Origin of the sequence: Actinophytocola xinjiangensis, from assembly GCF_001921215.1 — a bacterium.
Lineage (GTDB): Bacteria > Actinomycetota > Actinomycetes > Mycobacteriales > Pseudonocardiaceae > Actinophytocola > Actinophytocola xinjiangensis.
This window is the reverse complement of sequence record NZ_MSIF01000023.1, coordinates 31,205-55,135: the sequence shown is the minus strand read 5'-3', so window position 1 is coordinate 55,135 and position 23,931 is coordinate 31,205. Positions and strand designations below refer to the sequence as shown.

Annotated in this window: 22 protein-coding genes; 11 read left to right on the top strand and 11 right to left on the bottom strand. The window is 70.1% G+C overall.

Annotated features, from left to right (window positions below):
* Positions 1-80 precede the first annotated feature (80 nt).
* The 6 genes from BLA60_RS32940 to BLA60_RS32915 form a co-directional block, all read right to left on the bottom strand.
* Complete coding sequence (locus BLA60_RS32940; protein WP_154814781.1) at positions 81-1,154, bottom strand: hypothetical protein; 1,074 nt, start codon at positions 1,152-1,154, stop codon at positions 81-83.
* Positions 1,151-1,927 carry an NAD-dependent epimerase/dehydratase family protein gene (locus tag BLA60_RS32935; RefSeq protein ID WP_075136953.1) on the bottom strand — a complete coding sequence of 259 codons (777 nt, stop codon included), beginning with the start codon at positions 1,925-1,927 and terminating at the stop codon, positions 1,151-1,153. The genes BLA60_RS32940 and BLA60_RS32935 overlap by 4 nt, the downstream gene beginning before the upstream one ends.
* The gene (locus BLA60_RS32930; protein ID WP_075136952.1) at positions 1,924-2,736 is read right to left on the bottom strand and encodes an ABC transporter permease; all 813 of its coding nucleotides are present in this window, start codon (positions 2,734-2,736) and stop codon (positions 1,924-1,926) included. Before BLA60_RS32930 ends, BLA60_RS32935 begins: the two co-directional genes overlap by 4 nt.
* Positions 2,733-3,572 (bottom strand): ABC transporter permease, encoded by an 840-nt coding sequence (locus BLA60_RS32925; protein WP_245812302.1) that lies wholly within the window; start codon positions 3,570-3,572, stop codon positions 2,733-2,735. The genes BLA60_RS32930 and BLA60_RS32925 overlap by 4 nt, the downstream gene beginning before the upstream one ends.
* 29 nt (positions 3,573-3,601) lie before the next feature.
* The gene (locus BLA60_RS32920; protein ID WP_245812300.1) at positions 3,602-4,657 is read right to left on the bottom strand and encodes an ABC transporter ATP-binding protein; all 1,056 of its coding nucleotides are present in this window, start codon (positions 4,655-4,657) and stop codon (positions 3,602-3,604) included.
* Between the two features lie 341 nt (positions 4,658-4,998).
* Positions 4,999-6,198 (bottom strand): extracellular solute-binding protein, encoded by a 1,200-nt coding sequence (locus BLA60_RS32915; protein WP_154814780.1) that lies wholly within the window; start codon positions 6,196-6,198, stop codon positions 4,999-5,001.
* Between the two features lie 357 nt (positions 6,199-6,555).
* On the opposite strand from BLA60_RS32915, the gene BLA60_RS32910 reads away from it, so the two are divergent.
* The 3 genes from BLA60_RS32910 (at position 6,556) to BLA60_RS32900 (ending at position 9,406) form a co-directional block, all read left to right on the top strand.
* Positions 6,556-6,939, top strand: coding sequence for a YciI family protein (locus tag BLA60_RS32910; protein WP_075136949.1), 384 nt, complete (start codon positions 6,556-6,558; stop codon positions 6,937-6,939).
* Positions 6,940-6,941: 2 nt separating this feature from the next.
* Positions 6,942-8,195, top strand: coding sequence for an RNA polymerase sigma factor (locus BLA60_RS32905; protein ID WP_075136948.1), 1,254 nt, complete (start codon positions 6,942-6,944; stop codon positions 8,193-8,195).
* An 842-nt stretch (positions 8,196-9,037) separates the two neighbouring features.
* On the top strand, positions 9,038-9,406 hold the full coding sequence (locus tag BLA60_RS32900) for a VOC family protein (RefSeq protein WP_075136947.1): 369 nt from the start codon (positions 9,038-9,040) through the stop codon (positions 9,404-9,406).
* On the opposite strand, the gene BLA60_RS32895 is transcribed toward BLA60_RS32900, so the two are convergent.
* Both BLA60_RS32895 and BLA60_RS32890 read right to left on the bottom strand, forming a co-directional pair.
* Positions 9,385-10,662 carry a sigma-70 family RNA polymerase sigma factor gene (locus tag BLA60_RS32895; protein WP_075136946.1) on the bottom strand — a complete coding sequence of 426 codons (1,278 nt, stop codon included), beginning with the start codon at positions 10,660-10,662 and terminating at the stop codon, positions 9,385-9,387. The genes BLA60_RS32900 and BLA60_RS32895 overlap by 22 nt on opposite strands.
* A 117-nt stretch (positions 10,663-10,779) precedes the next feature.
* The gene (locus BLA60_RS32890) at positions 10,780-11,538 is read right to left on the bottom strand and encodes a FadR/GntR family transcriptional regulator (protein ID WP_084735594.1); all 759 of its coding nucleotides are present in this window, start codon (positions 11,536-11,538) and stop codon (positions 10,780-10,782) included.
* Between the two features lie 286 nt (positions 11,539-11,824).
* On the opposite strand from BLA60_RS32890, the gene BLA60_RS32885 reads away from it, so the two are divergent.
* From BLA60_RS32885 to BLA60_RS32865, 5 genes are all read left to right on the top strand, one after another.
* Positions 11,825-12,667 carry an SMP-30/gluconolactonase/LRE family protein gene (locus tag BLA60_RS32885; RefSeq protein ID WP_075137040.1) on the top strand — a complete coding sequence of 281 codons (843 nt, stop codon included), beginning with the start codon at positions 11,825-11,827 and terminating at the stop codon, positions 12,665-12,667.
* The gene (locus BLA60_RS32880; RefSeq protein ID WP_075136945.1) at positions 12,664-13,026 is read left to right on the top strand and encodes a YidH family protein; all 363 of its coding nucleotides are present in this window, start codon (positions 12,664-12,666) and stop codon (positions 13,024-13,026) included. Before BLA60_RS32885 ends, BLA60_RS32880 begins: the two co-directional genes overlap by 4 nt.
* A gap of 7 nt (positions 13,027-13,033) precedes the next feature.
* Complete coding sequence (locus tag BLA60_RS32875; protein ID WP_075136944.1) at positions 13,034-13,345, top strand: DUF202 domain-containing protein; 312 nt, start codon at positions 13,034-13,036, stop codon at positions 13,343-13,345.
* Between the two features lie 40 nt (positions 13,346-13,385).
* On the top strand, positions 13,386-14,384 hold the full coding sequence (locus BLA60_RS32870) for a LacI family DNA-binding transcriptional regulator (protein ID WP_075136943.1): 999 nt from the start codon (positions 13,386-13,388) through the stop codon (positions 14,382-14,384).
* A gap of 120 nt (positions 14,385-14,504) precedes the next feature.
* Positions 14,505-16,778, top strand: a complete 2,274-nt coding sequence (locus tag BLA60_RS32865) for a discoidin domain-containing protein (protein WP_084735593.1) — start codon at positions 14,505-14,507, stop codon at positions 16,776-16,778.
* Here BLA60_RS32865 and BLA60_RS32860 read toward each other — a convergent pair whose 3' ends face one another.
* The 3 genes from BLA60_RS32860 to BLA60_RS32850 form a co-directional block, all read right to left on the bottom strand.
* Positions 16,779-17,315, bottom strand: coding sequence for a sugar O-acetyltransferase (locus BLA60_RS32860; protein WP_154814779.1), 537 nt, complete (start codon positions 17,313-17,315; stop codon positions 16,779-16,781).
* A gap of 9 nt (positions 17,316-17,324) precedes the next feature.
* Positions 17,325-18,329 (bottom strand): LacI family DNA-binding transcriptional regulator, encoded by a 1,005-nt coding sequence (locus tag BLA60_RS32855; RefSeq protein ID WP_075136941.1) that lies wholly within the window; start codon positions 18,327-18,329, stop codon positions 17,325-17,327.
* A 451-nt stretch (positions 18,330-18,780) separates the two neighbouring features.
* A complete protein-coding gene (locus tag BLA60_RS32850; protein ID WP_075136940.1) occupies positions 18,781-20,004 on the bottom strand; it encodes an ROK family transcriptional regulator in 1,224 nt (407 codons plus the stop codon).
* Between the two features lie 221 nt (positions 20,005-20,225).
* Between BLA60_RS32850 and BLA60_RS32845 the strand changes: the two genes are divergently transcribed.
* The 3 genes from BLA60_RS32845 to BLA60_RS32835 are packed head-to-tail and all read left to right on the top strand — an operon-like array spanning position 20,226 to position 23,930.
* Positions 20,226-21,890 (top strand): ABC transporter substrate-binding protein, encoded by a 1,665-nt coding sequence (locus tag BLA60_RS32845; protein ID WP_075136939.1) that lies wholly within the window; start codon positions 20,226-20,228, stop codon positions 21,888-21,890.
* A complete protein-coding gene (locus BLA60_RS32840; protein ID WP_075136938.1) occupies positions 21,890-22,930 on the top strand; it encodes an ABC transporter ATP-binding protein in 1,041 nt (346 codons plus the stop codon). Before BLA60_RS32845 ends, BLA60_RS32840 begins: the two co-directional genes overlap by 1 nt.
* 19 nt (positions 22,931-22,949) lie before the next feature.
* Positions 22,950-23,930, top strand: coding sequence for an ABC transporter permease (locus BLA60_RS32835; protein WP_075136937.1), 981 nt, complete (start codon positions 22,950-22,952; stop codon positions 23,928-23,930).
* The last annotated feature ends 1 nt before the right edge of the window (position 23,931 follow it).

Genomic DNA, 23,931 nt, shown 5'->3' with positions numbered 1-23,931 from the left:
CACAATGCCTGGTGGGCCGGGGCCGGCCAGGCGGGACCGGGGTGCGGGTGGAAGGTGCGACGGTCTCGGGTGGGCGGCCGTCAGCCGAACCCACGGAAGAGTGGTTGTCGCCAGGACGGGGCGAGGCCCAGGTGGTAGACGGCGGCGCCGGTGGCGCCGGCCGCGCGCAACCGTCGCCAGTGGTCGGTCAGTGCCGCCGGTTCGGTGGGTGACAGCACCGTCACGTACGCCTCGACCGGCGCCGAGGTGCGGCGCGCGCGCACGATCAGGTCGGTGGTCGCCGGGTCGGTGGGCCAGGCGGGCACCAGCAGGGCAGCGACGTCGCCGGCGGTGGACGGGGTGAGGCCGGGGGCGGCGCCGGTGGCCCACGGGTCGGGGTGGGCGTGCAGGGTGACCGGCACGTCCACCTCGGCGAGGACCTCGGCGCGCAGGGCGTCGGTCGCCGCGTGGCGGGTGGCGAGCAGTTCGGCGGCGAAGGGGACCTCGGCGCGGGTGCGGATGGCGTGCCGCAGGGTGGCGGTGACCTCGTCGGGGTCCAGGCCCCGCGCCGCCCACGCCTGACGGCACGCGGGGCAGCAGCACACCGACAGCCAACGCTCGGTCGCCGGGGAGAACGCGCCGTCGGTCTTCTCGTGGTGGGACAGGTGGGTGACGCCCAGCTGGCCGCAGGCTTCCAGGGACACCGCGTCGGCGCCGGCGGCGGCTTCCCTGGCGAGGGTCGCGGCGTACTCACGGACCTCCGCCGAGGACGGGCACAGCGCGTACGGGTAGGGCTCGCCGAAGCAGTTGACCACGGCGAGGTCCGGGAACTCGGTGCCCAGCCGCGTGTTGTGCGTGAGCACGACCCACGCCGAGACGCGTAACCCGGCCGCACGTAAGGTTTCCGCCGCCTCAGCAAAGGAGTCCTGTGTGGACATCCACTCAGGACCGAGTGGCCGGAGTCGCCGCGAGGCCCAGACCTGCTGGCGGACCGGCCGGTACAGCGCGGCGTAGCGGGCGTGCACCAACTGGTGGTCGGGGTGCAGCGGGGTGGCGGCGCGGGTCGAGTGGTAGGCCGCCGCGAGGGCCACCGCCGACACCCCGGCGGCGATCGCCCGGCCGGCGAACGACGGGTCGCCGAGGACGTCCCAGGGATAAGCGTGTCCGGTGATCACTTCGCCTCCGGCCCAAACGCGCAGAAGTCGCCACCCAGGAAGGTTTTCTGCGCGGCGGTGGCCGGGGTGACCGAGTCGGCGAACACCTCGGCGTCGTCGCGCGGCTCGTAGCCCAGGGCGCGCGCCCCGTCCAGCGACCACCGGGCCCTGGTGTTCGCCGAGATCCCCCACACGACACGGAAACCGGGCTTCGGCGCGCTGATCGCGGCCTCGACGAGCCGCCCGCAGTCGTCGGGGGACAGCCAGGTGCCCAGGCCGCGTTCGTCGCCCGGGTGTTCGGCGCAGGTGCCGATCCGCAGGCAGACGACGTCCAGGCCGTGGCGGTCGTGGTAGAGACTGCCGAGCGCCTCGCCGGCGGCCTTGCTGACGCCGTAGAACGTGTCGGGGCGGGGCACGAGGTCGTCGGGGGCGTCCTGGCCGGCCGGGTGGTAGCCGACGGCGTGGTTGCTGGAGGCGAACACGACGCGCGGCACCCCGGCCTGCCGCGCGGCCTCGAACACGGTGTGCGTGCCGTCGATGTTGACGGCGAGGATCTCCGGCCAGGTGTTCTCGCCGGGGTGTCCGGCGAGGTGCACGACCGCGTCGACCCCGGCGCTGGCCTCGAGCATGACGTCGGGGTCGGTGACCGAGCCCGTCACGACCTCCTCGCCGGCCCCGGCCTCCAGGGGTCGGCGGTCGAGCAACCGGAGCACCCGGCCGTCCCTGGCCAGGCGCGGGCGCAGGATCGCGCCCACCCTGCCGGCGGCTCCGGTGATCAGGACGCGTTGGGTCATGCTGGCTCCTTCAGCCTGGTGACGAGCTGTGTCGGGTTCACGAATCGCAGCGCGATCACCAGTAGTACCAGCATCGAGCCGGTGTAGATCACGGCCATGGCGTCGACCGCCTGCTGGGCACGGATCCCGGCGGAGAACATGGCCTCGTAGAGCGACACGACGAGTGTCTGGCTGCCGGGCCCGGCGGTGAGGAAGGTCAGTTCGAACATGCCGACGGTGCGCACCAGCACCAGGATCGAGGCGGCGAGGATGCCCGGGACCAGCAGCGGCGCCAGCACGCGGGTGAACACCGACAGCGTGCGCGCGCCACACATCCTGGCGGCGGCCTCGATCCTCGGGTCGATCTGCTCGATGAACGGCGTCATGGTGAGCACCACGAACGGCACCGACGGCACCAGGTTCGCGACGATGACGCCGACGATCCCGCCCGCGAGGTCGAACTTGTAGAGCACGGTGGCCAGCGGAATCCCGTAGGTCATCGGCGGCAGCATGATCGGCAGCAGGAACAGCAGCGTGACCAGACGTTTGCCGGGGAAGTTCCGCCGGGCCAGCGCGTAGGCGGTGGGCACCCCGATCGCCACCGACGCGACGACCACCGCGACCGAGACCTGCACGGTGACCGCCAGCACCTCCAGCAGGTTCATCTCGCGCCAGGCGGTCGCGTACCAGGCGGTGGTGAGCCCGTTGGGCCACCACGTCCCGAACCACTCGACGGACAACGAGTTCACCACGACAGCCAGCACGAGCCCGAGCAGGTTGACCAGGAAGAACCCGACCAGCCCCCAGACGAGCCAGGCACCGGGCCTCATCCCTTGCCTCCCGTCGCTCCCCGGTAGAGCGTGGACCGCCACAGCAGCACCAGCCCCACCACGACCACCATCACCACCGCCATGATCATCGCGATCGCCGAGCCGAGCGGGTAGTCACTGTCCCGGAAGGCGGACTCGTAGGCCGCGATCGAGATGACCCGCGTCTCCCCCTGGGGAAGGCCCACCAGATAGGCGGAGGGAAACACGGAGAACGCGAGCACGAACGTCAGACAGAACGTGATGGCGAGCCCGGGGGCGAGCAGCGGAAGCGTCACGTACCGGAATCGGCGCCACCAGTCCGCGCCCAACGTGGCCGCCGCCTTCTCCAACGACGGATCAATTCCCGACAGATAGGACAGGGTCAACAGGAACGCGAACGGAAATCCGGTGATGATCAGCGAGAACAGCACACCCCAGTAGTTGTGCACCAACCGCAGGGGTTCATCGATCAGCCCGATCCCCAGGAGGATCTTGTTGAACCAACCCACCGGCCCCAGGTATCCGATCAACCCTTCGGCCGTCAACACGGTCCCGAGAGTGATCGGCACCACGAGAACAGTGGTGAGGAAGCGCTTTCCCCGCACCCGTCCGCGCAACCGGTAAGCCACCGGAACAGAAGCCACCACATTGATCAACGCCGCCGGCAACGCCAACCGCAACGTGATCCAGATCGTGTCCCGCAAATAAGGATCCGCGAAGAACCGGACGTAGTTCTCAAAGAACCCGCCGCCTTCCTTGGGCTGGAAGGAGAGCTGCAACCCGTACAACACCGGATAGGCGAACAATCCCACCACGAACACGAGGCCGGGCACCAACAACAGCAGCACCCGGTCCACGCCACGCTCGGCCAACCAGTGCCGCCCCTTCACGACGCGAACACCAGAACCCGCTGGGCCGGCACGGTCAACGCGACCGGATCCCCCGGCGCCAACCGTGTCCCGGTGCGCACGTGAAACGCGGTGCCGTCGTCCAACCGCACCTGAACGGCCTGCTCCCGCCCGTGGTACTCGACGATCTCCACCACGCCCCGCAGCGCGTTCTCCCCCTCCCCCACCGCCACGTCCGAGGGTCGAACGGCCACCACCACGTCCACGCCACCCCCGACCCCGCCCTGGGCGACGCCCCGCAGCAGGGCGCCCGCCGCCCGCACCACCACCCCGCCGCCGGCCACGGCCGACACCGCCGCCGGAATCACGTTCCGGTAGCCCATGAACCCGGCGACATACCGGTTGGCCGGCGACGCGTAGACCTCCTCCGGGGTCCCGATCTGCTGCACCTCGCCCTCCCGCAGGACGACCAGGCGATCGGCCAGCGCCAGCGCCTCCTCCTGATCGTGCGTGACGTACACGGTCGTCAGCCCCAACTCCTGGTGCAGCCGCCGGATCTCGGTCCGCATCTCCAGCCGCAGCGCGGCGTCCAGGTTCGACAACGGTTCGTCCATCAACACCACGCGAGGCTCCACCACGATCGCCCTGGCGATGGCCACCCGCTGCTGCTGGCCGCCGGAGAGCTGGGCCGGGAACTTGTGGGCGTGGTCGGTCAACCGCACCAACCGCAGTGCCTGTTCGACCCGCCGTTCCCGTTCCCCGCGCGCGACCCGTCGCATCACCAGACCGAAACCCACGTTCCGGCGGACGGACATGTGCGGGAACAGCGCGTAGTTCTGGAACACCATTCCGAAATCCCGCCGCTCGGGCGGTAACAGGTCGATCCGCCGCTCGTCGAGAAAGATCTGGCCGCCGGACAGGGGCAGCAGGCCGGCCAGACAGTTCAACGCGGTCGATTTGCCGCAGCCCGAAGGGCCCAGCAGAGCGACGAATTCGCCGCCCGAGATGCTCAGGTCAAGTCCTCGTAGCGCCGTCTGTTCCCCGAAGACCCGTCGGACGTTCTCCATCCGCAACGAGGCGAACCCATCACTCACCCCTACCACCGCCTTTCACGGAGCGACAGGACACGATCTCGGGTTTGGTCGTGGCACGTCGGGCCTGGTCCTCGGTCGTGGGTTCAGGTTGGGTCGCGGACTCTTCGCGAGGTGGGTCACGGGTGCTTCGAGTTGTCCACAGGCAGAGCCCGAAGCGGGCCCCCAAGACCGCCTTCCGAGTAGAATGGGCCTGAGGGGTGCCCCCGGGAGGGTGGGGGTCTACCTACCTGTTGGGCGGGGTTGGGTTTGTTGGGATTGTGGGTGTTTGAGGGTCTTGGTGGTGGGTGTTGCGCGGGGTGGGTTGGGGGTTGTCGGCGGACTGCTGCGGTACCTACCGGGAATCACCGGGTCTTCCCGCTTCCGATTTCTCGATCCCAGCGTTGGAACGCGGCGACCTGCGCCGGCGCCGGCAACGAGGTCTCCTGCGGATTGTCCGCGATCAACTCGTCGTACTCGTCCCGGCCGAACTCCTCGATGACCTTCCGTGATTCTTCGGGGGCCATCTCCAGTGTCACGCCGTCCACCGCCGGGCCGGGGTAGAAGTACCCGCTGTCGAAAGCCTTCGCCTGCTGTTCGGGGCGCAGCATCCACCGCATCAGAGCCAGGTCGGCCGACAGCACATCCGGCGAAACCCCCCGGGGCACCACCGCGTAATGCGCGTCCGTGACCCAGTGAAAACCTTCCATCGTCGCCACCGACATGCGCGCCGGGACCGTTCCCAGAACGCGAGGGTTGATGTCCCAACCGGTGGTCGTGGCCACCATCGACACGGTTCCGTTGGCCAGGTTCTTCATGGTGTCCGTGGTTCCCGTGGGGTAGTAGTCGACGTACTTCCCCAGTTCGGCCAGATAGGCCCACGTCTTGTCCCACCCGTTGACCGGGTCCTTCGGATCGGAATCGCCAAGCAGGTAGGGCAGCCCCATGATGAACGTCCGGCCCGGCCCCGAGTTCGCCGGCTGCGCGTACTGGAACTTGCCCGGGTTCGCCTTGGCCCAGGTCAGCAGTTCCTCGGCCGATCCTGGCGGATCGGACACCGTTTCCGGGTCGTACTCCAGCAGCGGACCGGACGGGTAGAACGTCACCGTGATCCCCTGCCCCTGCGCCAGCGCGTGCATGTCGGCCGCCGCCGGGAGGTAGTTCTCCTCCAGGGAGGGGAACCGGGCGTCGAACTCGGGCAGCAGCGTGAGGACCAACTCCTGCTCGATCACCGAGGCCAGGCCGTCGGTGCCGGTCAGGACCAGGTGGGTCTGCGACGTTCCGCCGCGCTGCTCGGCCTGTAACTTCCCAGGCATCTCCGGCGCCGTCGCCTTGGTGTAGTTGACCTTCGACACGATGTCCGGGTTCTCCGCCACGAACTCGTCGATCATTCCCTGCGTCAGTTGCAGGTTGCCGGCCACGTCCAGGATGTTCAGCTCCACCGGCGCGGACGGCCTGTCCGGCACCTCCCCCGGCGCGTCGGCCGACGGCGTGTTGTCCTCCGGCGCCCCGCACGCCCCGACCACCAGCGCGGCCGCCATCGCCATCAGGAACGTCCTGCGCATCGCGTACTCCCTCCCGAACGGACCACGAACGCACCGAACCGTCGCGTCAGGACAGAAAGCGACACCACCGTGGCGGTGTTGATCGCGGGCAGGCGTCCACCGAAGTGACGGGACGGTCACACCGATCCATGTCGCACTCCCTGCGTCGGGATGTATTCGGAGCGTAACGAGCGGATCCGACGCCTGGCAAGACCTCAACGGCCGCCCGCCCCCTGAGGAAAACCCTTTCCCCAGCAGGTCCCCGGTCTTGGCCCGCAGCCCGCCGAAAGTCTCGGTTAGATTTCCGCTGGGAGGGTGTCCTCGCCGGCGAGTCGGCTCCGACGTCCCAGTACAACCGAGTCGAACAAGGAGTTGACCATGAGGTATCTGATGCTCGCCTACACCAACGCCCAGGCCTGGGAGGACGCGGTCACGAACTGGGACCCCAACGCCCCGATGCCGGCCGACGTGCAGGAGGCCTGCGAGTTCTACGAGGTCCTCGGCAAGGAACTCACCGAATCGGGTGAATTCGTGACTACGGAGGGTCTCGAACAGCCGTCGCACACCAAGACCATCCGCAAGCGCCCCGACGGCCCCGAGGTCACCGACGGCCCGTACGCCGAGCTCAAGGAGGTGCTCGCCAGCTACGCGATCATCGACTGCCAGAGCTACGACCGGGCCGTCGAGATCGGCGCCAGGATCGCCGACGCGACCGGCGACACGATCGAGATCCGCCCCACCTCGGCCGGGTTCGGTTCCTGACCGTGCGTGACACGGCCATCGAGGACCTGCTGCGCGAACTGGCGCCGCGGGTCCTCGGTGCGCTGGTCCGCCGCTTCGGCGACTTCGCCGCGGCCGAGGACGCCGTCCAGGAGGCGCTGCTCGACGCCGCAATGCAGTGGCCGACCGAGGGCCTGCCGGACAACCCGCGCGGCTGGCTGGTGCGGGTCGCCCACCGGCGGATGACCGACCACCTGCGCAGCGAGATCGCCCGCCGGCGCCGCGAGGACACCGAAGGCGTGCGGATCCCGCGCGACCAGTACCTCGCCCCGCCCGCCGACGCCCCCGACGCGCCGGCCGACGACTCGCTGACGCTGCTGTTCCTGTGCTGCCACCCGGCGCTGGCCCCGGCGGCGCAGATCCCGCTGACGCTGCGCGCGGTCGGCGGCCTGAGCACCGCCGAGATCGCCCGCGCGTTCCTGGTGCCCGAGGCGACCATGACCAAACGCATCACGCGGGCCAAACAGCGGATCCGCGCGTCCGGGATCGGTTTCCGCACCCCGCCCGCCGCCGAACTGCCCGCGCGCCTGTCCGCGGTGCTGCAGGTGCTGTACCTGATCTTCAACGAGGGTTACACGTCCACCGAGGGCGAGGCCCTGCACCGCCCCGACCTGACCACCGAGGCCATCCGGCTGACCCGCCTGGTCCACCGCCTGCTGCCCGGCGACCACGAGGTCGCCGGCCTGCTCGCGCTGATGCTGCTGACCGACGCGCGCCGCCCCGCCCGCCTGTCCCCCGACGGCTCACTCGTCCCGATGGCCGAGCAGGACCGCACCCGCTGGGACCGCGACGCCATCGCCGAAGGCACCGGCCTGGTCGCGGCGTCCCTGGCCGCCACCCCCCGCTTCGGCCCGTTCCTGCTCCAGGCCGCGATCGCCGCCGTCCACGACGAGGCCCCCAGCGACGCCCGCACCGACTGGCGACAGATCCTCGGCCTCTACCGACTGCTGCGCGCCCTCCACGACAACCCGGTGATCGTCCTGAGCCAGGCGGTGGCCGAGAGCAAGGTGCACGGCGCACCGGCGGGCCTCGCCCTCATCGCCGAAGTCGCCGACGACCCGCGCCTGGCCGGCCAACACCGGGTGGACGCCGTGCGCGCCCACCTCCTCGAACAGGCCGGCGACCCGGCCGCCGCCCGCACCGCGTACCTCACCGCCGCCAACGGCACCCTCAGCGAGCCCGAACGCCGCTACCTGCGAGAACGCGCCAACCGCTGCGGTGACGACGGGCCGGCGTAACGTTTCCGTGGCGTGTGACCCGGAGCTGGCACCGATCGATCGAGCCGACCACCGGCGAACGTCCACGCCATCGCCCGGTTGCGGAACCCGCCTAGGACCTGGCCAGCCCCCGAACCACGGGCCCACAACCGCCCCTTTTGCAGCCCTCGGCCCGGCGGGGGCCCCCCGCTTTCCAGGCTACTGCGGAGGACCGACAAAAACTGGGGGTGAGCGGGTGGGCTGTGGATGGGGTGGGCGGCTGCGTCGGGAGCCGGCCGATCTGACGTCTAGAGCCGGCGGACCGACACGATGGCCGCGCCAATCACACGCCATGACCTCATTGCCCCCGAACCGCACGCCCCGATCACCACAGGCACGCCAACCGCACACCAACACCCCACCGCCCGAACCGCACACCCCAACCACCACAACCACGCCAACCGCACACCAACACCCCATCGCCCCCGAACCGCACACCCCGGTCACTACCGCCACGCCGATCGCATGCCATGACCTCATTGGTCCCGAGCAGGACGCCCCGGTCACGACGGTCCAGGCACCGCTGAACACGGCCGCAACCCGGGATCCACAGCCACCCCGCCGACCCCGGACCCGCGGGGGCCCCCCGCTTTCCAGGCTACTGCGGAGGGCCGACAGAAACTGGGGGTGAGCGGGTGGGGTGTGGATGAAGTGGGCGGCTGGGAGATGGTCGTTCTGGCCTGGCTCGAGGTGGGCTGTCGTTGGTGCGGTCCGGGCTTCGGTGATCGGCTTCTGTTGTCGTCGACAACGGACTACCCGAACGTCGCTACCTGCGGAAACAAATGAACCAGGTGGTCTCGGTGGGTCGGCGTAGGGTCGGGGCCATGGACTACCGGTTGGAGCTGGTCGCCGTTCCGGTGACCGATGTGGACCGTGCGATCGCGTTCTACACCGAGAAGGTCGGGTTCATCCTCGACCATGACCACACCGTGAGCGACGATCTGCGGTTCGTGCAGCTCACCCCACCCGGGTCGGCCTGTTCGATCGCCCTGGGCAAGGGGATCGTCGACTCGGAGCCGGGGTCGTTGGCGGGGGTTCAGCTCGTCGTCGAGGACATCGAGGCCGCTCGGGCCGAGTTGGCTGGGCGCGGGGTCGAGGTGAGCGACGTGTCGACCGGGCCCGGTGGCGCGTTCGTCTTCTTCGCCGATCCGGACGGCAATCGGTGGTCGGTTCAGGATCCGCGGCCTGCCTGACCACCTGTCGGCGGGTGGTCCCGGGTGCTGTGCTGGGGTTTCTTTCCACGGCCGTGACCTTTGCCGGGTTTGGTGGTTGGTGATTTTCCCTTACCCGTTTCTGGTGGTGAGTCCTTTGGCCAGGGGCGGCTGATGGTCTCGGGGCCGTTGCCATTGGTGTTGCGATTTTCCGATGCGTTGGCATCAGGCCCGCGATTCGGGGTTCCGTTGCCGGTTTTTTTCGCGGTTTCGGCATCGATGCCGATCGTTGGCAATGGAGGCAGAACCGTGGGCGTCGGCGGCGTCGGCACAGTGAGGGTCGCCGTTCGTTCGCCGTCGACGACTCGTATCCTGGTCGGCTCGCGAGCGGGCACCAGGGCCGGGCCGGCCGCCGTCGTCGTCAGTGCCGTCACCGCCACCAGCGCCGCCGCGCCGGCCTTGAGGACGGTCGCCTTCATCGCCAGCACGCCGGTCGTCAGGCCGGTCAGCCCGGACTCCGCGGCGGCGATCGCCGCCGTCACCACCGCCGGAGTGGCCTGCAGGTAGGCCGCGGCCAGCGGCGCGCCGAGCACCAGCGGCGCGATCAGGCCGGCGATCTCGGAATTGATACTGGTCAACACCTCCGCCCTCGCCCGGCAGTCGCGGCACTCGGCCAGGTGCCGGCCGATCTTGTCCGACAGCGGCGACGGCAGGTTCCCGCGCACGAACCCGGCGAGCTTCTTCACCGTCTGCGCGCACTGCGGCCGGGGCGTCGACCCGTCGTGCATCCGCAGGTAGGCCTGCCGCAGACCCTCGCGCGCCCGGTAGGCCAGCGCGGCCACACTGTTGGGGCGCATGCCCAGCAGCGTCGCGATCTGCGCCGGCGACTCCTTCTCCACCTCGGTGTGCCAGAGCACCACCCGCCACCGCTCCGGCAGGCTGGCGAACGCGGTCGCGGCCAGCCCGGCGTTCCAGCGGTCGATCACCGGATCGCCGCCGTCCTCGGCGACGACGATGCTGTCCGGCAGGTCCGCGTAGAGCGCGACGGGTAACCCACGCGTGGCACTGTGGATGGCGGTGTTGCGCAGGGTCACCAGCAGGTAGGGCCGGAACTCCTCGACCGGGCCGCGCCCCTCCCGCAGGATCCTCAGCACCCGCGTGAACGCCTCGGCGACGAGGTCCTCGCGCTCGGCCGGGGTGCGGGCCAGGTAGCTGGCCGCGCGTTTCGCCGAGGTCAGATGACGTTCATACAGTATTCCGAACGCCGCGATGTCGCCCTGCCGGACCGCGGCGATCAATTCCGCGTCCGCCTGTTGACCGAGAGCCTCCGTCACCGAACTCCCTTTCGGACCCGAACACGGTTTTGTCCCGTTGAAACGTGAACGAGTGAAAGGGGTCCGGCGTTACGGGGTGAATCAGCGCCAGTCGACGACTTCCTGCATCAGTCCTGGATGGCGGCGTTTCACCTGGGCGACGTAGTCCTCCATGTGCGAACGCATCAACCGTTCGGCCCGGTCGGGGTCGCCCTGCGCGATGGCCGTCCCGATATCACTGTGGACGGTAAGGATCTCGCGGCGCCGGGACTTCGGGAACAGCGTGTCCTGGAGCCGGTCGCGTAACACGTCGGCCAGCGACTGGCCGAACAGGCTCATGATCCGGTTGCCGGACATGACCGCGACCAGCTGGTGGAAGTCGGTGGCGTTGCGTGCATATTCGTCGTCGCCGTGGCCGCTTCCGTCGAACCGTGCCAGTTCGTGCACGAGTTGCGGGTCCTGCTGCTGGGCGGCGGCCCGCGCGAGCATCGGCTCCATGTGCAGGCGGGCCTCGATCAGCTCGCGGATGGTGACCCCGTCCATCTGGAAGAACAGTGAGGCCATCCGACCGAAGCTGCGGGTGTCGACCTGGTCGACGGTCGGTCCGCCCCGAGGGCCCGGTTTGATCGAGATCAGCCCGTGTACCTCCAGAATGCGCAGGGCCTCCCGTAACGAGCCCCGCCCGACCCGATACTCCTCCAGCATCTTGGCCTCGGGCGGCAACTGCGTACCAGGAGAGAGCCCCTCCGCTCCAATCCGCCGAACAATATCCCGCGCGATCGCCTCAGAGACCTTGTCGCCACGCCTGACTGGTCTGTGCGGCGTCGCCGCGTTGCCCGCGCCTGTTGCTGCCACCAGCACATGTTAGCGATGGGTGACCAGGGCTTCACCCTCGGCGTCCGGAATTCAACGGCATCCGAACGTGTACGTCCACAGTAGACGGACTGGATATTTCCCCTACCGGCAACGAGTTGGTTCGTTCGCCGTAGATCAGTGGTCCGGACGGCCGCGTCCATCCGGGTGGTCTGGACAATTACCGACCGCCGGTATTCGGGTCATTTCCGCAACCACTTCCCGTCACCACCACCCGAACGGACTATCGCCGGCCGGGGCGCGTGACCCGGCGCGGGGTAGGTTCGTGATCGTGATGACGGACGTGGTACTCGACGCCCGGGCGGTCCTCGGTGAGGGCCCGGTCTGGGATCCGCGCGAGCGGGTCCTGCGCTGGGTCGACATCGAACCAGGCCTCGTGCACCGGTTCGACCCGGCCACCGGCGAGGACACCGCCTTCGAGTTCGGTGAGCCGGTCGGCACGGTCGCCGCGCGGGCGGGCGGCGGCCTGGTGCTGGCGACCCGCAGCGGCCTGTGGACCAGCGCGGCCGACGGCGGCGACCGGGTCCGCCGGTACGAAGTGGACACCGACCCGCCCGGCGGCCGGTTCAACGACGGCAAGGCCGACCCGTGGGGCCGTTTCTGGGCCGGCACGATGCTGGAGGGCACGACCGGCGCCGCCCTCCACCGGCTCGACCCGGACGGGTCGCTGCACCGGGTGCTGACCGGCGTGTCGATCTCCAACGGCCTCGGCTGGTCCCCCGACGGCGCGACGCTGTACTACGTGGACACCGCGACCGGCGGTGTCGACGCCTTCGACCACGACCCGGACACCGGCACGCTGAGCAACCGCCGCCGCCTGGTTGACGTCGACCGGGGGTCCCCCGACGGCATGACGGTGGACGCCGACGGCTGCCTGTGGGTGGCGCTGTGGGACGGCTGGGGCCTACGCCGCCACGCCCCCGACGGCCGACTGCTGACCACCGTCGAACTACCGGCCCAACGCGTCACCAGCTGCGCCTTCGGCGGCGAGGACCTGTCCACCCTCTACATCACCACCGCGCGAACTGGACTGTCCAATATGGACGACAAAGCCGGTGCTGTCTTCGCCTGCGCCCCAGGGGTTTGTGGCCTGCCGCCCGGGGAGTGGGCAGGATGAGCTGGCCGACCCGGCTGCGCGAGTCCGGCGAGGACCCCGACCCCCGCTTCAGCTTCGCCAACGAACGCACGTTCCTCGCCTGGATCCGCACCGCGCTGGCCCTGCTGGCCGGCGGCATCGGCCTGGAGGCGTTCGCCCCGCCGCTGGCGATTCCCGGCGCCCGCCAGGTGATCGCCGCGTTGCTGGTCCTGGCCGGCGTGACCACCAGCGCCCTGGCGTTCCGCCGCTGGCTGCGCAGCGAGGCCGCCATGCGCGACCACCGGCCGCTGCCCCCGCCCCGCGTCGCCCCGTGGCTGTCCTACGGGGTCGCCGTTCTCGCCCTGGCCGTGTTCGTCCTGGTGATGGTGGCCAACCTGTGAGGGCGGCATGACACCGCCCGCCGACCAGAACGAACGGACGTCACTGGCCTGGGTCCGCACCGCGCTGGGGCTGGCCGCCTGCGCGCTGCTGGCCGGACGGCTCGCGATCGTGCGGGACTCGCCGTGGGCGGTGATCGCCGCGTTGGCGGCCGGAGCCCTGGCGTTCGGCGCGCTCGGGTGGTCGCACGACCGGTACCGCCGGACGGTGCGGGCGTTGCGGGAGGAACGACCGGTCGACTTCGCACTCCCGGCCCTGCTGATGACCGGTGCCACCGTCCTACTCGGTGTGCTGGGTCTGGTGCTGATCGTCGTCGGCTGACCGTATTCTGGCGGGACGGAGTCAGCGAAGAGGCGGGAACATGCGGGTCACGATCGCCGAAGTCGCCCGGCGGGCCAGGGTCAGCAAGACGACGGTGTCGCGGGTACTGAACAACAAGGGTGACGTCGACGCGACCACCGCCATCCGGGTCCGGGAGGTCATCGCCGCCACCGGGTACACGCCCAGCGCCGGCGCGGTCGGGCTCGCGCGGGGGCGCACCCAGACCGTCGGGATGCTCGTGCCCGGGTTGACCTGGCCCTGGATGGGCGACGTGCTCCAGGGCGTCGCGGACGTGCTGGAGGCCCGGGGTTACGGGTTGCTGCTCAACACCATGAACCGGGGGCCGGACTCGCTGGCCCAGTTCGCCCGGCACGTGTCGGCCAACGCGTTCGACGGGCTGCTGCTCGTCGAGCCGCCCGACACCCTCAGCTACATCACCAGCCTGCACGAGTCCGGGCTGCCGGTGGTCATGATCGACGACCGGGGGCACCACCCCGGCTTCCCGTCGGTGGCGACCAGCAACCACGACGGCGCCGCCGAGGCCGCCGCGCACCTGCTGGCCACCGGCCGGACCAGCATCGCCATGGTCACCGGGCCCACCGAGTTCGGCTGTGTCCGCGACCGCGCCGCCGGGCTGCGCACCCACCTCGCCAGCACCGACCATCCGCTCGACCCCGGCCTGCTCGTCGAGGGCGACTTCACCCGGGGCGGCGGACAGGCGGCGGTGAGCGACCTGCTCACCCGCGACATCCCGTTCGACGCCGTGTTCGCCCACAACGACCTGATGGCCGTCGGTGTCCTCGACGGGCTGCGGGCCGCCGGGCGCGCCGTGCCCGAGGACGTCGCCGTGATCGGGTTCGACGACATCTCCATCGCCGCGCACACCCAGCCGGCGCTGACCACCGTCCGCCAGCCCTCCCGCGAGATGGGTGAGGCCGCCGCGACGATGCTGCTGGACAACCTCACCGGCACGGCGCTGCCCGACGCGCCGCACGTCGTGCCCACGTCGCTGGTGGTCCGCGAGTCCGCGCCGGCGTGAGCGCTTGACGTCGCCGTAACGCGTCTGTTAAATCCATCACAAGTCCGGAACCGGTTCCGGAACCGGTTCCGGAATGTCTGGATCGATCCATCCCGCTGGCGTCGACAGCTAGGACCCCGCATGAAACTCACCCTGCGCCCACCGAAACCCCCGAAGAGTTGGCTCACGGCGACCGTCATCGCCGCCCTGGCCACCACCCTGACCCTGCCCACCGCGAGCGCCGCCACCGAAGGCGCCACCCCCGTGACCAGCGCCGCCGCCACCACCGCCACCGCGACGGCGGCGGCCTGCGGGTCGACCAACGTCGCCCTGTCCCGGCCGGCGACGGCGTCCTCGACCGAGAACGCTGGGACCCCCGCGTCCGCCGCCGTCGACGGGAACGCCGGCACCCGCTGGTCGAGCGCCTTCAGCGACCCGCAATGGCTCCAGGTCGATCTCGGCTCCTCCCAGCAGATCTGCCGGGTCGGCCTCACCTGGGAGGCCGCCTACGGCCGCTCCTTCCAGCTCCAGGTCTCCGACAACGGCACCACCTGGAACACCGTCCACTCCACCACCACCGGCACCGGCGGCACGCAGAACATCGACCTCACCGGGACCGGGCGCTACCTGCGCGTGTACGGCACGGTCCGGGCCACCGGCTACGGCTACTCCCTGTGGGAACTGAGCGTGTTCACCACCAGCGACGACACCGGCCCCGGCGTCCCCGACACCGACCCGTACAACCCCAACTTCGGGCCCAACACCTACGTCTACGACCCGTCCACCCCGGCGGGCACCATCCAGAGCCGGCTGGACCAGATCGCCGCGCAGATGAAGACCAACCAGTTCGGCACCCAGCGACACGCGGTGCTGTTCAAGCCCGGCAACTACAACGCCGACGTCAACCTGCGCTTCTACACCCAGGTCGCCGGGCTGGGCCTGTCGCCGGACGACGTGAACCTCAACGGGCACATCAGGGTCGAGGCCGACTGGCTCCAGCAGGGCGACAACCCGGACAACCTGGGCAACGCCACGCAGAACTTCTGGCGCTCGGCGGAGAACCTGTCGGTCACCCTGCCGGCCGGGCAGATCGAGCGGTGGGCCGTGTCCCAGGCCGCGCCCTACCGGCGGATGCACCTACGCGGCCAGGTCCAGCTCTGGAACGGCGGCGACGGCTGGGCCTCCGGTGGGCTGATCGCCGACTCGCGCATCGACGGTGTCGTCGAATCCGGTTCGCAGCAACAGTTCTTCACCCGCAACAGCGAACTGCGCGGCGGCTGGTCCGGTTCGGTGTGGAACATGGTGTTCACCGGGAGCACCGGCACTCCGCCGCAGAACTTCCCGAACCCGTCGCACACGGTCGTCGACAACACCCCGAAGATCCGGGAAAAGCCTTTCCTGTACATCACCGGCGGCGGCGAGTACCGGGTGTTCGTGCCGGCGCTGCGGACCAACGCGCGCGGCACATCCTGGGGCGCTGGCGCACCGGCCGGTGAGTCGATCTCGCTGGCGGACTTCTACGTCGTGCAGTTGGGCACCCCGGCGGCGACGATCAACGCCGCACTGGCCGAGGGCAAGCACCTGCTGTTCACCCCGGGCGTGCACCACCTCAACGACACCATCCGGGTGACCAACCCGAACACGGTCGTCCTCGGGCTCGGGATCGCCACGCTGGTCCCGGACACCGGTCTGCCGGCGCTCACGGTGTCCGATGTGGACGGTGTGAAGCTGGCCGGTTTCCTGGTCGACGCCGGCGCGACGAACTCGCCGGTGCTGATGGAGATCGGGCCGTCGGGGTCCTCGGCGAGCCACGCCGCCAACCCGACCTCGCTGCACGACGTGTTCTTCCGGGTCGGCGGTGCGCACGCCGGCAAGGCGTCGGTGTCGTTGCGGATCAACAGCGACGACGTGATCGGCGACCACATGTGGCTGTGGCGCGGCGATCACGGCACCGGCATCGGCTGGAACACCAACACCGCCGCCAACGGCCTGGTGGTCAACGGCGACAACGTGACGATGTACGGGCTGTTCGTCGAGCACTACCAGGAGTACAACACGATCTGGAACGGCAACGGCGGCCGGACGTACTTCTACCAGAACGAGATGCCCTACGACCCGCCGAACAACGCGTCGTGGTCGGCCGGCGGCGGGAACCTCGGGTGGGCGGCCTACAAGGTGGCCGACTCGGTGACCAGCCACGAGGCGTGGGGGGTTGGGGTGTACTGCTTCTTCAACACCAATCCCTCCGTCGTGGCCAGTCGCGGGTTCGAGGCGCCGAACCGGTCGGGGGTGCGGTTCCACGGGCTGGTGACGGTGTCGCTCGGCGGGGTCGGCACGATCAACCGGGTCATCAACGACACCGGGGAGACGGTCAACCAGCCGCACCAGGTCAGCTACGTGCAGAACTACCCGTGATCACAGCTGTTTGATCACCCGCGCCGGGTTGCCAACGGCGACGACGTTGGGCGGTAGGTCCTTGGTCACCACCGCGCCCGCGCCCACCACGGTGTTCTCACCGATGGTGACGCCGGGCAGGACGATGACCCCGCCGCCGAGCCACACGTTGTCGCCGAGGGTGATCGGCTCGCCGGCCTCCCACTTGGCCCGCCTGGTCTCCGGGTCGAGTGGGTGGGTCGGGGTGAGCAGCTGCACGTTCGGTCCTATTTGGACATCAGCGCCGATGGTGATCTTCGCGACGTCGGCGAAGATCCCGCCCCAGTTGACGAACGTGCGCGGCCCGATCGAGATCTGGTAGCCGTAGTCGACCTGGAAGGGCCGCCGGATGGCGACGTCCTCGCCGAGATCGCCGATCAGCTCGGCGAGGACGTCCCGGTCGCCGGTGGCGTTGTACCGCTCGCTGAGCCGCGCGGCACGCCGCGCGTCGGCGACCAGCTCGGGATCCTCGGCGAGATACAGCTCGCCGGCCAGCATGTTTTCCTTGTGGCTTGGCACCACGCCATCCTAGGCGGACCCGCGCACCACCAGGGCTGGCTCGAAGATCACCGGCGTCGGCGCGCGGGCCGGGTCCTCGATCCGGGCGAGCAGCAGGCGGGCCATCTCCGCGCCCATCTGTTCCACCGGCTGGCGCACGGTGGTCAGCGCGGGCCGACAGGACCGGGCCGGGCTGGAGTCGTCGAACCCGACGAGGGCGACGTCCTCGGGCACCCGCGCGCCCGCGCGGTGCAACACCCCCAGCGCGCCGGCCGCCATCAGATCGTTGGCGACGAAGACACCGTCGAGATCGGAATGGGCGGCCAGCAGCCGGGCCATCGCCGCCTCCCCGCTCTCGTGCGTGAAGTTGCCCTCCTCGTTCGGAACCCGGGCGCCCGCCACGTCCCGGAACCCCGCCAGTCGATCCCGACTGGCCGGCACCCCCAACGGCCCCGAGACCGTGCCGAGATTCTTCCGGCCCTGCTCCAGCAGTCGCCGGGCCGCCAGCCGGGCGCCGGCACGGTGATCGAGATCGACATAGCTGATCGGCAACGACGAGGCCGGCCGGGCGAACAACACCGCCGGCAACCGGGCCCGCACACACCGGGCCGGCAGATCGTCATCGGCATGTGTCGACACCAGCAGCGCGCCGTCGGCCCCGCCCTGCCGCAGATGGGCGATCACGTCGGCCCGCGCGTCCTCGGTGTCGGCGAGCATCAGCAACGGATGCATCCGATGCCCCCGGAGGAAGTCGACGACCCCGGACACGACCCGACCGAAGAAGGGGTCACCGAAGACCTGGTCGGCCGGCGACCCCGCACCCGAGACCACCAGGGCGATGGCACCGGTGCGCCGGGTGACCAGGGACCGGGCGGCGCGGTTGGGGGCGTAGCCGGTCTGCTCGATGGCGGCACGGACGATCTTCTGGATCTCGGTGTCGACGTTGCGGATGCCGTTGATCACGCGAGAGACGGTCGCCCGGGAGACCCCGGCGACCCTGGCCACGTCCTCGAGCGTTGGGGCGGCGTCGGTCATGGCGACATGGTACGGGAGAGCGCTCTCCCTGGGGACTACTCGCTACGGCCGGCACGTTTCACCAGGCCCCGACTGCCACCGATGACGCCGTTGAACCCCGCCCACCCGCTCAGCCCCCAGAACTGTCGGTACCGCTCGATAGACTGGAAAACGGGGGGATCCCCACGGCCCTGACCAGGCAAAACAGGGGAAATCGCGGCATCGGCGCGGGTGTCCGGCGGTCGGGAGCGCGCGGTCCGCGGTGCGGGACGGCCTCGGTCGCGGTGGTCCCGGTGCCGGTGGCAGGCGGTCCCGGTCGCGGCGTTGGTGCCGGCGGTCCCGGCGGCGGTCCCGGCGGTGGGTCCCGGTGCCGGCGGCGGCGGCGGCCGTCCCAGCGGTGGCGGCGGTCCCGGCGGCGGCGGTGGCGGTTCCGGCGGTGCCAGTCGCGGTGGCGGTGTGGCGGTGGCGGTGGTCAGGAGACGACGCGGCGGGCCCGGGAGTCGGCGCCGCTGCTCAGCAGGGCCTCCACCGGGAGGGTCGCGGCGCCGACGGCGACCGCGTCCGATCCGAGTTCACACAGCACGATGCTCGTCTGCTCGTAGGCGTGTCTGAGCGCGTGCGCCGCGGTGGCCACCCGGATCTCGGGCAGCAACCGGCTTCCCAGCGCCAGCCCGGCCCACCCGCCGAGCACGATCCGTTCCGGGTTGAACAGGTTCACCAGGTTGGCGATCCCGGCGCCCAGGTAGCCGACGGTCTCCTCCAGCACCCGTCGCGCCGTGGTCGAGCGTTCGGCCGCCGAGAGCAGGAAGTCGAGTTGGGACTGCTCGTCGGGCCGGGGCACCGCCCGGCCACCGCGTTCACGCCGGAACCGGTCCAGGATCCCCTCCGCACCGACATAGGCCTCCAGGCAGCCTTTCGCGCCGCAGCGGCACGTTCGGCCGTCGAACATCAGGGTGGTGTGGCCCCACTCCCCCGCGCTGCTGGTCGCGCCCCGGTAGGTCGTTCCGTCGGTGATCACGGTGGCGCCGACGCCGGAGCCGATCAGGGCGATCACCGCGTGCCGCGCCCCCCGGCCGGCGCCGAACCACATCTCGGCCTGGCCCTGGGTCTTGGCGCCGTTGTCGACGAACAGCGGTGCGGTCACGCCGCTGGCCCCCAGCAGCTCGGCCACGGCGATGCCGTCCCAGCCGATGGCCTGGGCGTGCACCCGCACGGTGTCGCCCTGTTCGACCGTTCCCGGCACGCCGATGCCGATGCCGATCAGGTCCTGTTGGGTGACGCCGGCGCCGGCGAGCAACTCGGCGAGACCTTCGGCGATCAGGGGGGCGACCAGGGCCGGGTCCGGACGCGGTGGGGGCAGGGGGCGGGCGTGGGCGGCCAGGCGGGTCATCCCCAGGTCGAACAGCTCCATCGTGACGCCGGTCTCGCCGACGTCGACGCCGATCACGTGGCCGTAGGAGGGGTTGACGCGCAGCAGCACCCGGGGGCGCCCGCCGTCGGACTCGACGAGGCCGGCCTCGACGACCAGGTGGTCGTCGACCATCTCGCCGACCACGTTGCTGACCGTCGCCGCGGACAGGCCGGTGCGCTGGCCCAGCTCGAAACGACTCAGCGGGCCTTCGAAGAACAGTGTCGACAGTAGCGTCGACCGATTGCGTCGCCGCAGGTCGCGAACGGTGGCGCGCTTCACCTCCATCACACAGGTCCCTCCACTTCAGACCGAACGGCGACTCCCGCGCCAACCGGCACAGCCTAACCACGGGCCACGATAGTTCACCGCACGGCTTAATTCGCGGCTTAAAATTAGTCTAAATTCGTTATCTGGGTGTTATTGACGTGATGGTGGTCACCCCGGTTGACTCGTTGGCGGCCTGAACTTGTCGTCCGGTCGTTTCCCTTGTCCCCGAGGAGGATCTGATGCGACTCAAGCGCACCGCCGCGTTGGTCGCCGCGCTCACGATGTCCCTGTCCACCCTGGCCGCGTGCGGCAGCGGCGAGAGCGGGGAGCCCGGCAACGCGGCCGGCGTGCTGAACGTCGGCATGCCCAACGGGCCGCAGACCGAGAACCACAACCCGTTCCTGCCCTCCTCCGCCGGCGCCTCGCTCGGCTACCGCTGGATGATCTACGAACCGCTCGTCATGACCAGCCAGATCAAGCCCGCCGAGGAGGGCAAACCCTGGCTGGCCACCGAATGGACCTGGTCGGACAACTACCGCGCCCTCGAACTCACCATCCGCGACGGCGTGACCTGGGCCGACGGCAAGCCGATGACCGCCGCCGACGTCGCCTACACCTACACCCTGCTCAAGGACACCCCGGCGCTGAACATCAACGCCATCCCGTTCGCTACGATCGCCGCCGAGGGCAACAAGGTCAACGTGACCTTCGAGAAGTCCCAGTTCGTCAACCAGGTCGACATCCTGAGCACGATCGTGGTCCCCGAGCACCTGTGGTCGCAGATGACCGACCCGGCCACCGACACCGTCGCCACCCCGATCGGCACCGGGCCCTACGAGCTCAAGACCTTCACCCCGCAGACGGTCACCCTCACCCGGCGCAGCGAGTACTGGCAGGACCTGCCCGAGGTCAAGGAGCTGCGCTACACCTCCTACAACGACAACAACGCGCAGACCACCGCGCTGGCCAACGGCTCGTCGGAGTGGGCGTTCACCTTCATCTCCAACTACGAGACCGTCTACGTCAACAAGGACCCCGAGCACCACAAGCTGTGGTTCCCGGCGACGCTGGCCGTGCACGGGCTGTTCCTCAACACCGAGCACAAGCCCTTCGACGACCCGGCACTGCGCCGCGCGATGAGCAAGGTCATCGACCGGGGCGACGTGTTCGAACAGGCCGAGGCCGGCTACTTCTACCCCGAGATCACCTCCGTCACCGGCATCCCAACCCCGGCCGGTGAGTCGTTCATCGCCGACGAGTTCGCCGACACCGAGCACGAGGTCGACGTCGAGGGTGCCAAGCAGGAGCTGACCTCGGCCGGCTACCGCTACGACGGCGACACCCTGCTCGACAAGGCCGGCGAGCCGGTGAAGATCACGCTGTCCAACCCGGCCGGCTGGTCGGACTACATCACCACGCTGGAGATCATCAAGGACAACCTGTCCGAGATCGGCATCGCCGCCACTGTCGACAAGGCCAACGCCGACGCGTGGACCACCAACGTCGACACCGGTCAGTTCGAGGGCGCCATGCACTGGACCAACTCCGGCGCGACGCCGTTCGACATCTACCAGTCGGTGATGGACGGCGCGCTGTACAAGCCGGTGGGCACCGCCGGGGTGAACGGCAACTGGGGCCGCTACCGCAACCCGGAGGCCACCGCCGCGCTGGAGACCTACGCCAACGCCGAGACCGACGAGGCCCGCACCGAGGCCATGCACGAACTGCAGCGGATCTTCGTCGAGGAGCAGCCGGTGCTGATCACCGGTGCGGCCAACGCCGGCGCCGAGTACAGCACGAAGAACTGGGTCGGCTGGCCGAGCGAGGAGGCCCAGTACGCGCCACCGCAGCCGACGCTGCTCAACTCGCTGGACGTGGTGCTGCACCTGCGTCCCGCCGCGTGATGGTCGCTCCCACCGAACCGGCCGCTTCCGGCACCACCGACGTGGTGCTGGAGGCGGTCGGCCTCACCAAACACTTCCCGGTCCGCCGCCGGGCCGCCGAGCTGCTGTCCCGGCGGCGGCGGGCCGTGCGCGCGGTCGACGACGTCGACCTGGTGCTGCGCCGGGGCCGGGTGACCGCCATGGTCGGCGAGTCCGGCTCCGGGAAGTCCACCGTGGCCCGGCTGCTCTCCCAGCTGGTGCACCAGACCGCCGGCCGGATCACGCTGCACGACGAGGTCGTCGACGCGCGCCGGGGCCGGCGGTTCCGCGCGCACTGCCGGCGGGTGCAGCTGGTCTTCCAGGACCCGTTCGCCTCGCTGAACCCGATCCACACCGTGCGCTACCACCTGACCAGGGCGCTGCGCATCCACCACCGCGACGGCGACCTGACACAGGGCCTGCACGACCTGCTGACCAGGGTCTCGCTCACCCCGCCCGAGCAGTTCCTGGCCAAGTACCCGCACGAGCTGTCCGGCGGACAACGCCAGCGGGTGGCGATCGCGCGGGCGTTGGCCGCCGGCCCGGAGGTCCTGCTGGCCGACGAGCCGGTGTCCATGTTGGACGTGTCGATCCGGCTCGGGGTGCTGAACCTGTTGCGGGACCTGCGGGACCGGCTGCACCTGGCGATCCTCTACATCACCCACGACATCGCCTCGGCCCGCTACTTCGCCGACGAGGTGCTGGTGATGTACGCCGGCCAGGTCGTCGAGGGCGGCGACGGCGAGGCGGTGACCCAGCGGGCCGCGCACCCCTACACGCGGCTGCTGATCGCCTCGGCGCCCGACCCGGACCGGATCGCCGGCGAGCAGACCGAGGACGCCGCGCAGGCCGGTGGCGAGCCGCCGAGCCTGATCGACCCGCCGGCCGGCTGCCGGTTCCACCCGCGCTGCCCGCACGCGATGGCCCGCTGTTCGACCGAGGCCCCGCCGAGCTTCGCGGTGGGCGACAACGGTTCCGGGCACTGGGCGGCGTGCTGGCTCTACGCCGGGGCCGGGTCGTGACCGCCGGGAGGGGACGCGTGTGAGCTATCTGCTGCGGCGGATCGGGTTCTACGCGTTCACCGCGTGGGCCGCGATCACCATCAACTTCTTCCTGCCGAGGGCCATTCCCGGCGACCCGGTGCAGTCGCTGATCGCCAGGGCGCAGGGGCAGCTGTCGACCGACGCGATCCAGTCGCTGTACATCCTGTTCGGACTCGACGACGAGCAGAGCCTGGTGTCCCAGTACTTCGAGTACTGGGGCCAGCTGCTGAGCGGCGATCTGGGGCTGTCGTTCACGTTCTTCCCCAGCCCGGTGTCCGACGTGATCGCCGACAGTCTGCCGTGGACACTCGCGCTCGTCGGGTTCACCACGGTGATCAGCTTCCTGCTCGGCACCGCGCTGGGCGTGGTGGCCGGCTGGTGGCGCGGGACGTGGGCCGACCTGCTGATGCCGGTCACCACGTTCCTGTCCTCGATCCCCTACTTCTGGCTCGGCCTGATCGCCATCACGCTGTTCGCCGACCAGGGCGGCGCGTTCCCGTCCTCGGGCGGCTACGACCCGGGCGTGGTCCCCGGCTGGGACCTGGACTTCATCGGCAGCGCCATCCACCACAGCCTGCTGCCGGCGATCACCATCCTCATCACGTCGATGAGCGGCTGGGTGCTGTCGATGCGGAACATGATGCTGACGGTGGCGGCCGAGGACTACATCACCGTCGCGCACGCCAAGGGCCTGTCCCAGCGGCGGGTGATGGTCAGCTACGCGGCCCGCAACGCGCTGCTGCCCAACGTGTCGGCGTTCGCGCTGTCGCTGGGGCTGATCGTCGGCGGCACGCTGCTGGTGGAGATCGTGTTCTCCTACCCGGGCATCGGTTTCCAGCTGTTCTCCGCCGTCGGCGCCAAGGACTATCCGCTCATCCAGGGCATCTTCCTGATCATCACGCTGTCCGTGCTGGTCGCGAACCTGGTGGCCGACCTGGTCTACCTGCTGCTCGATCCCCGCACCAGGAAGGAGGGCTGAG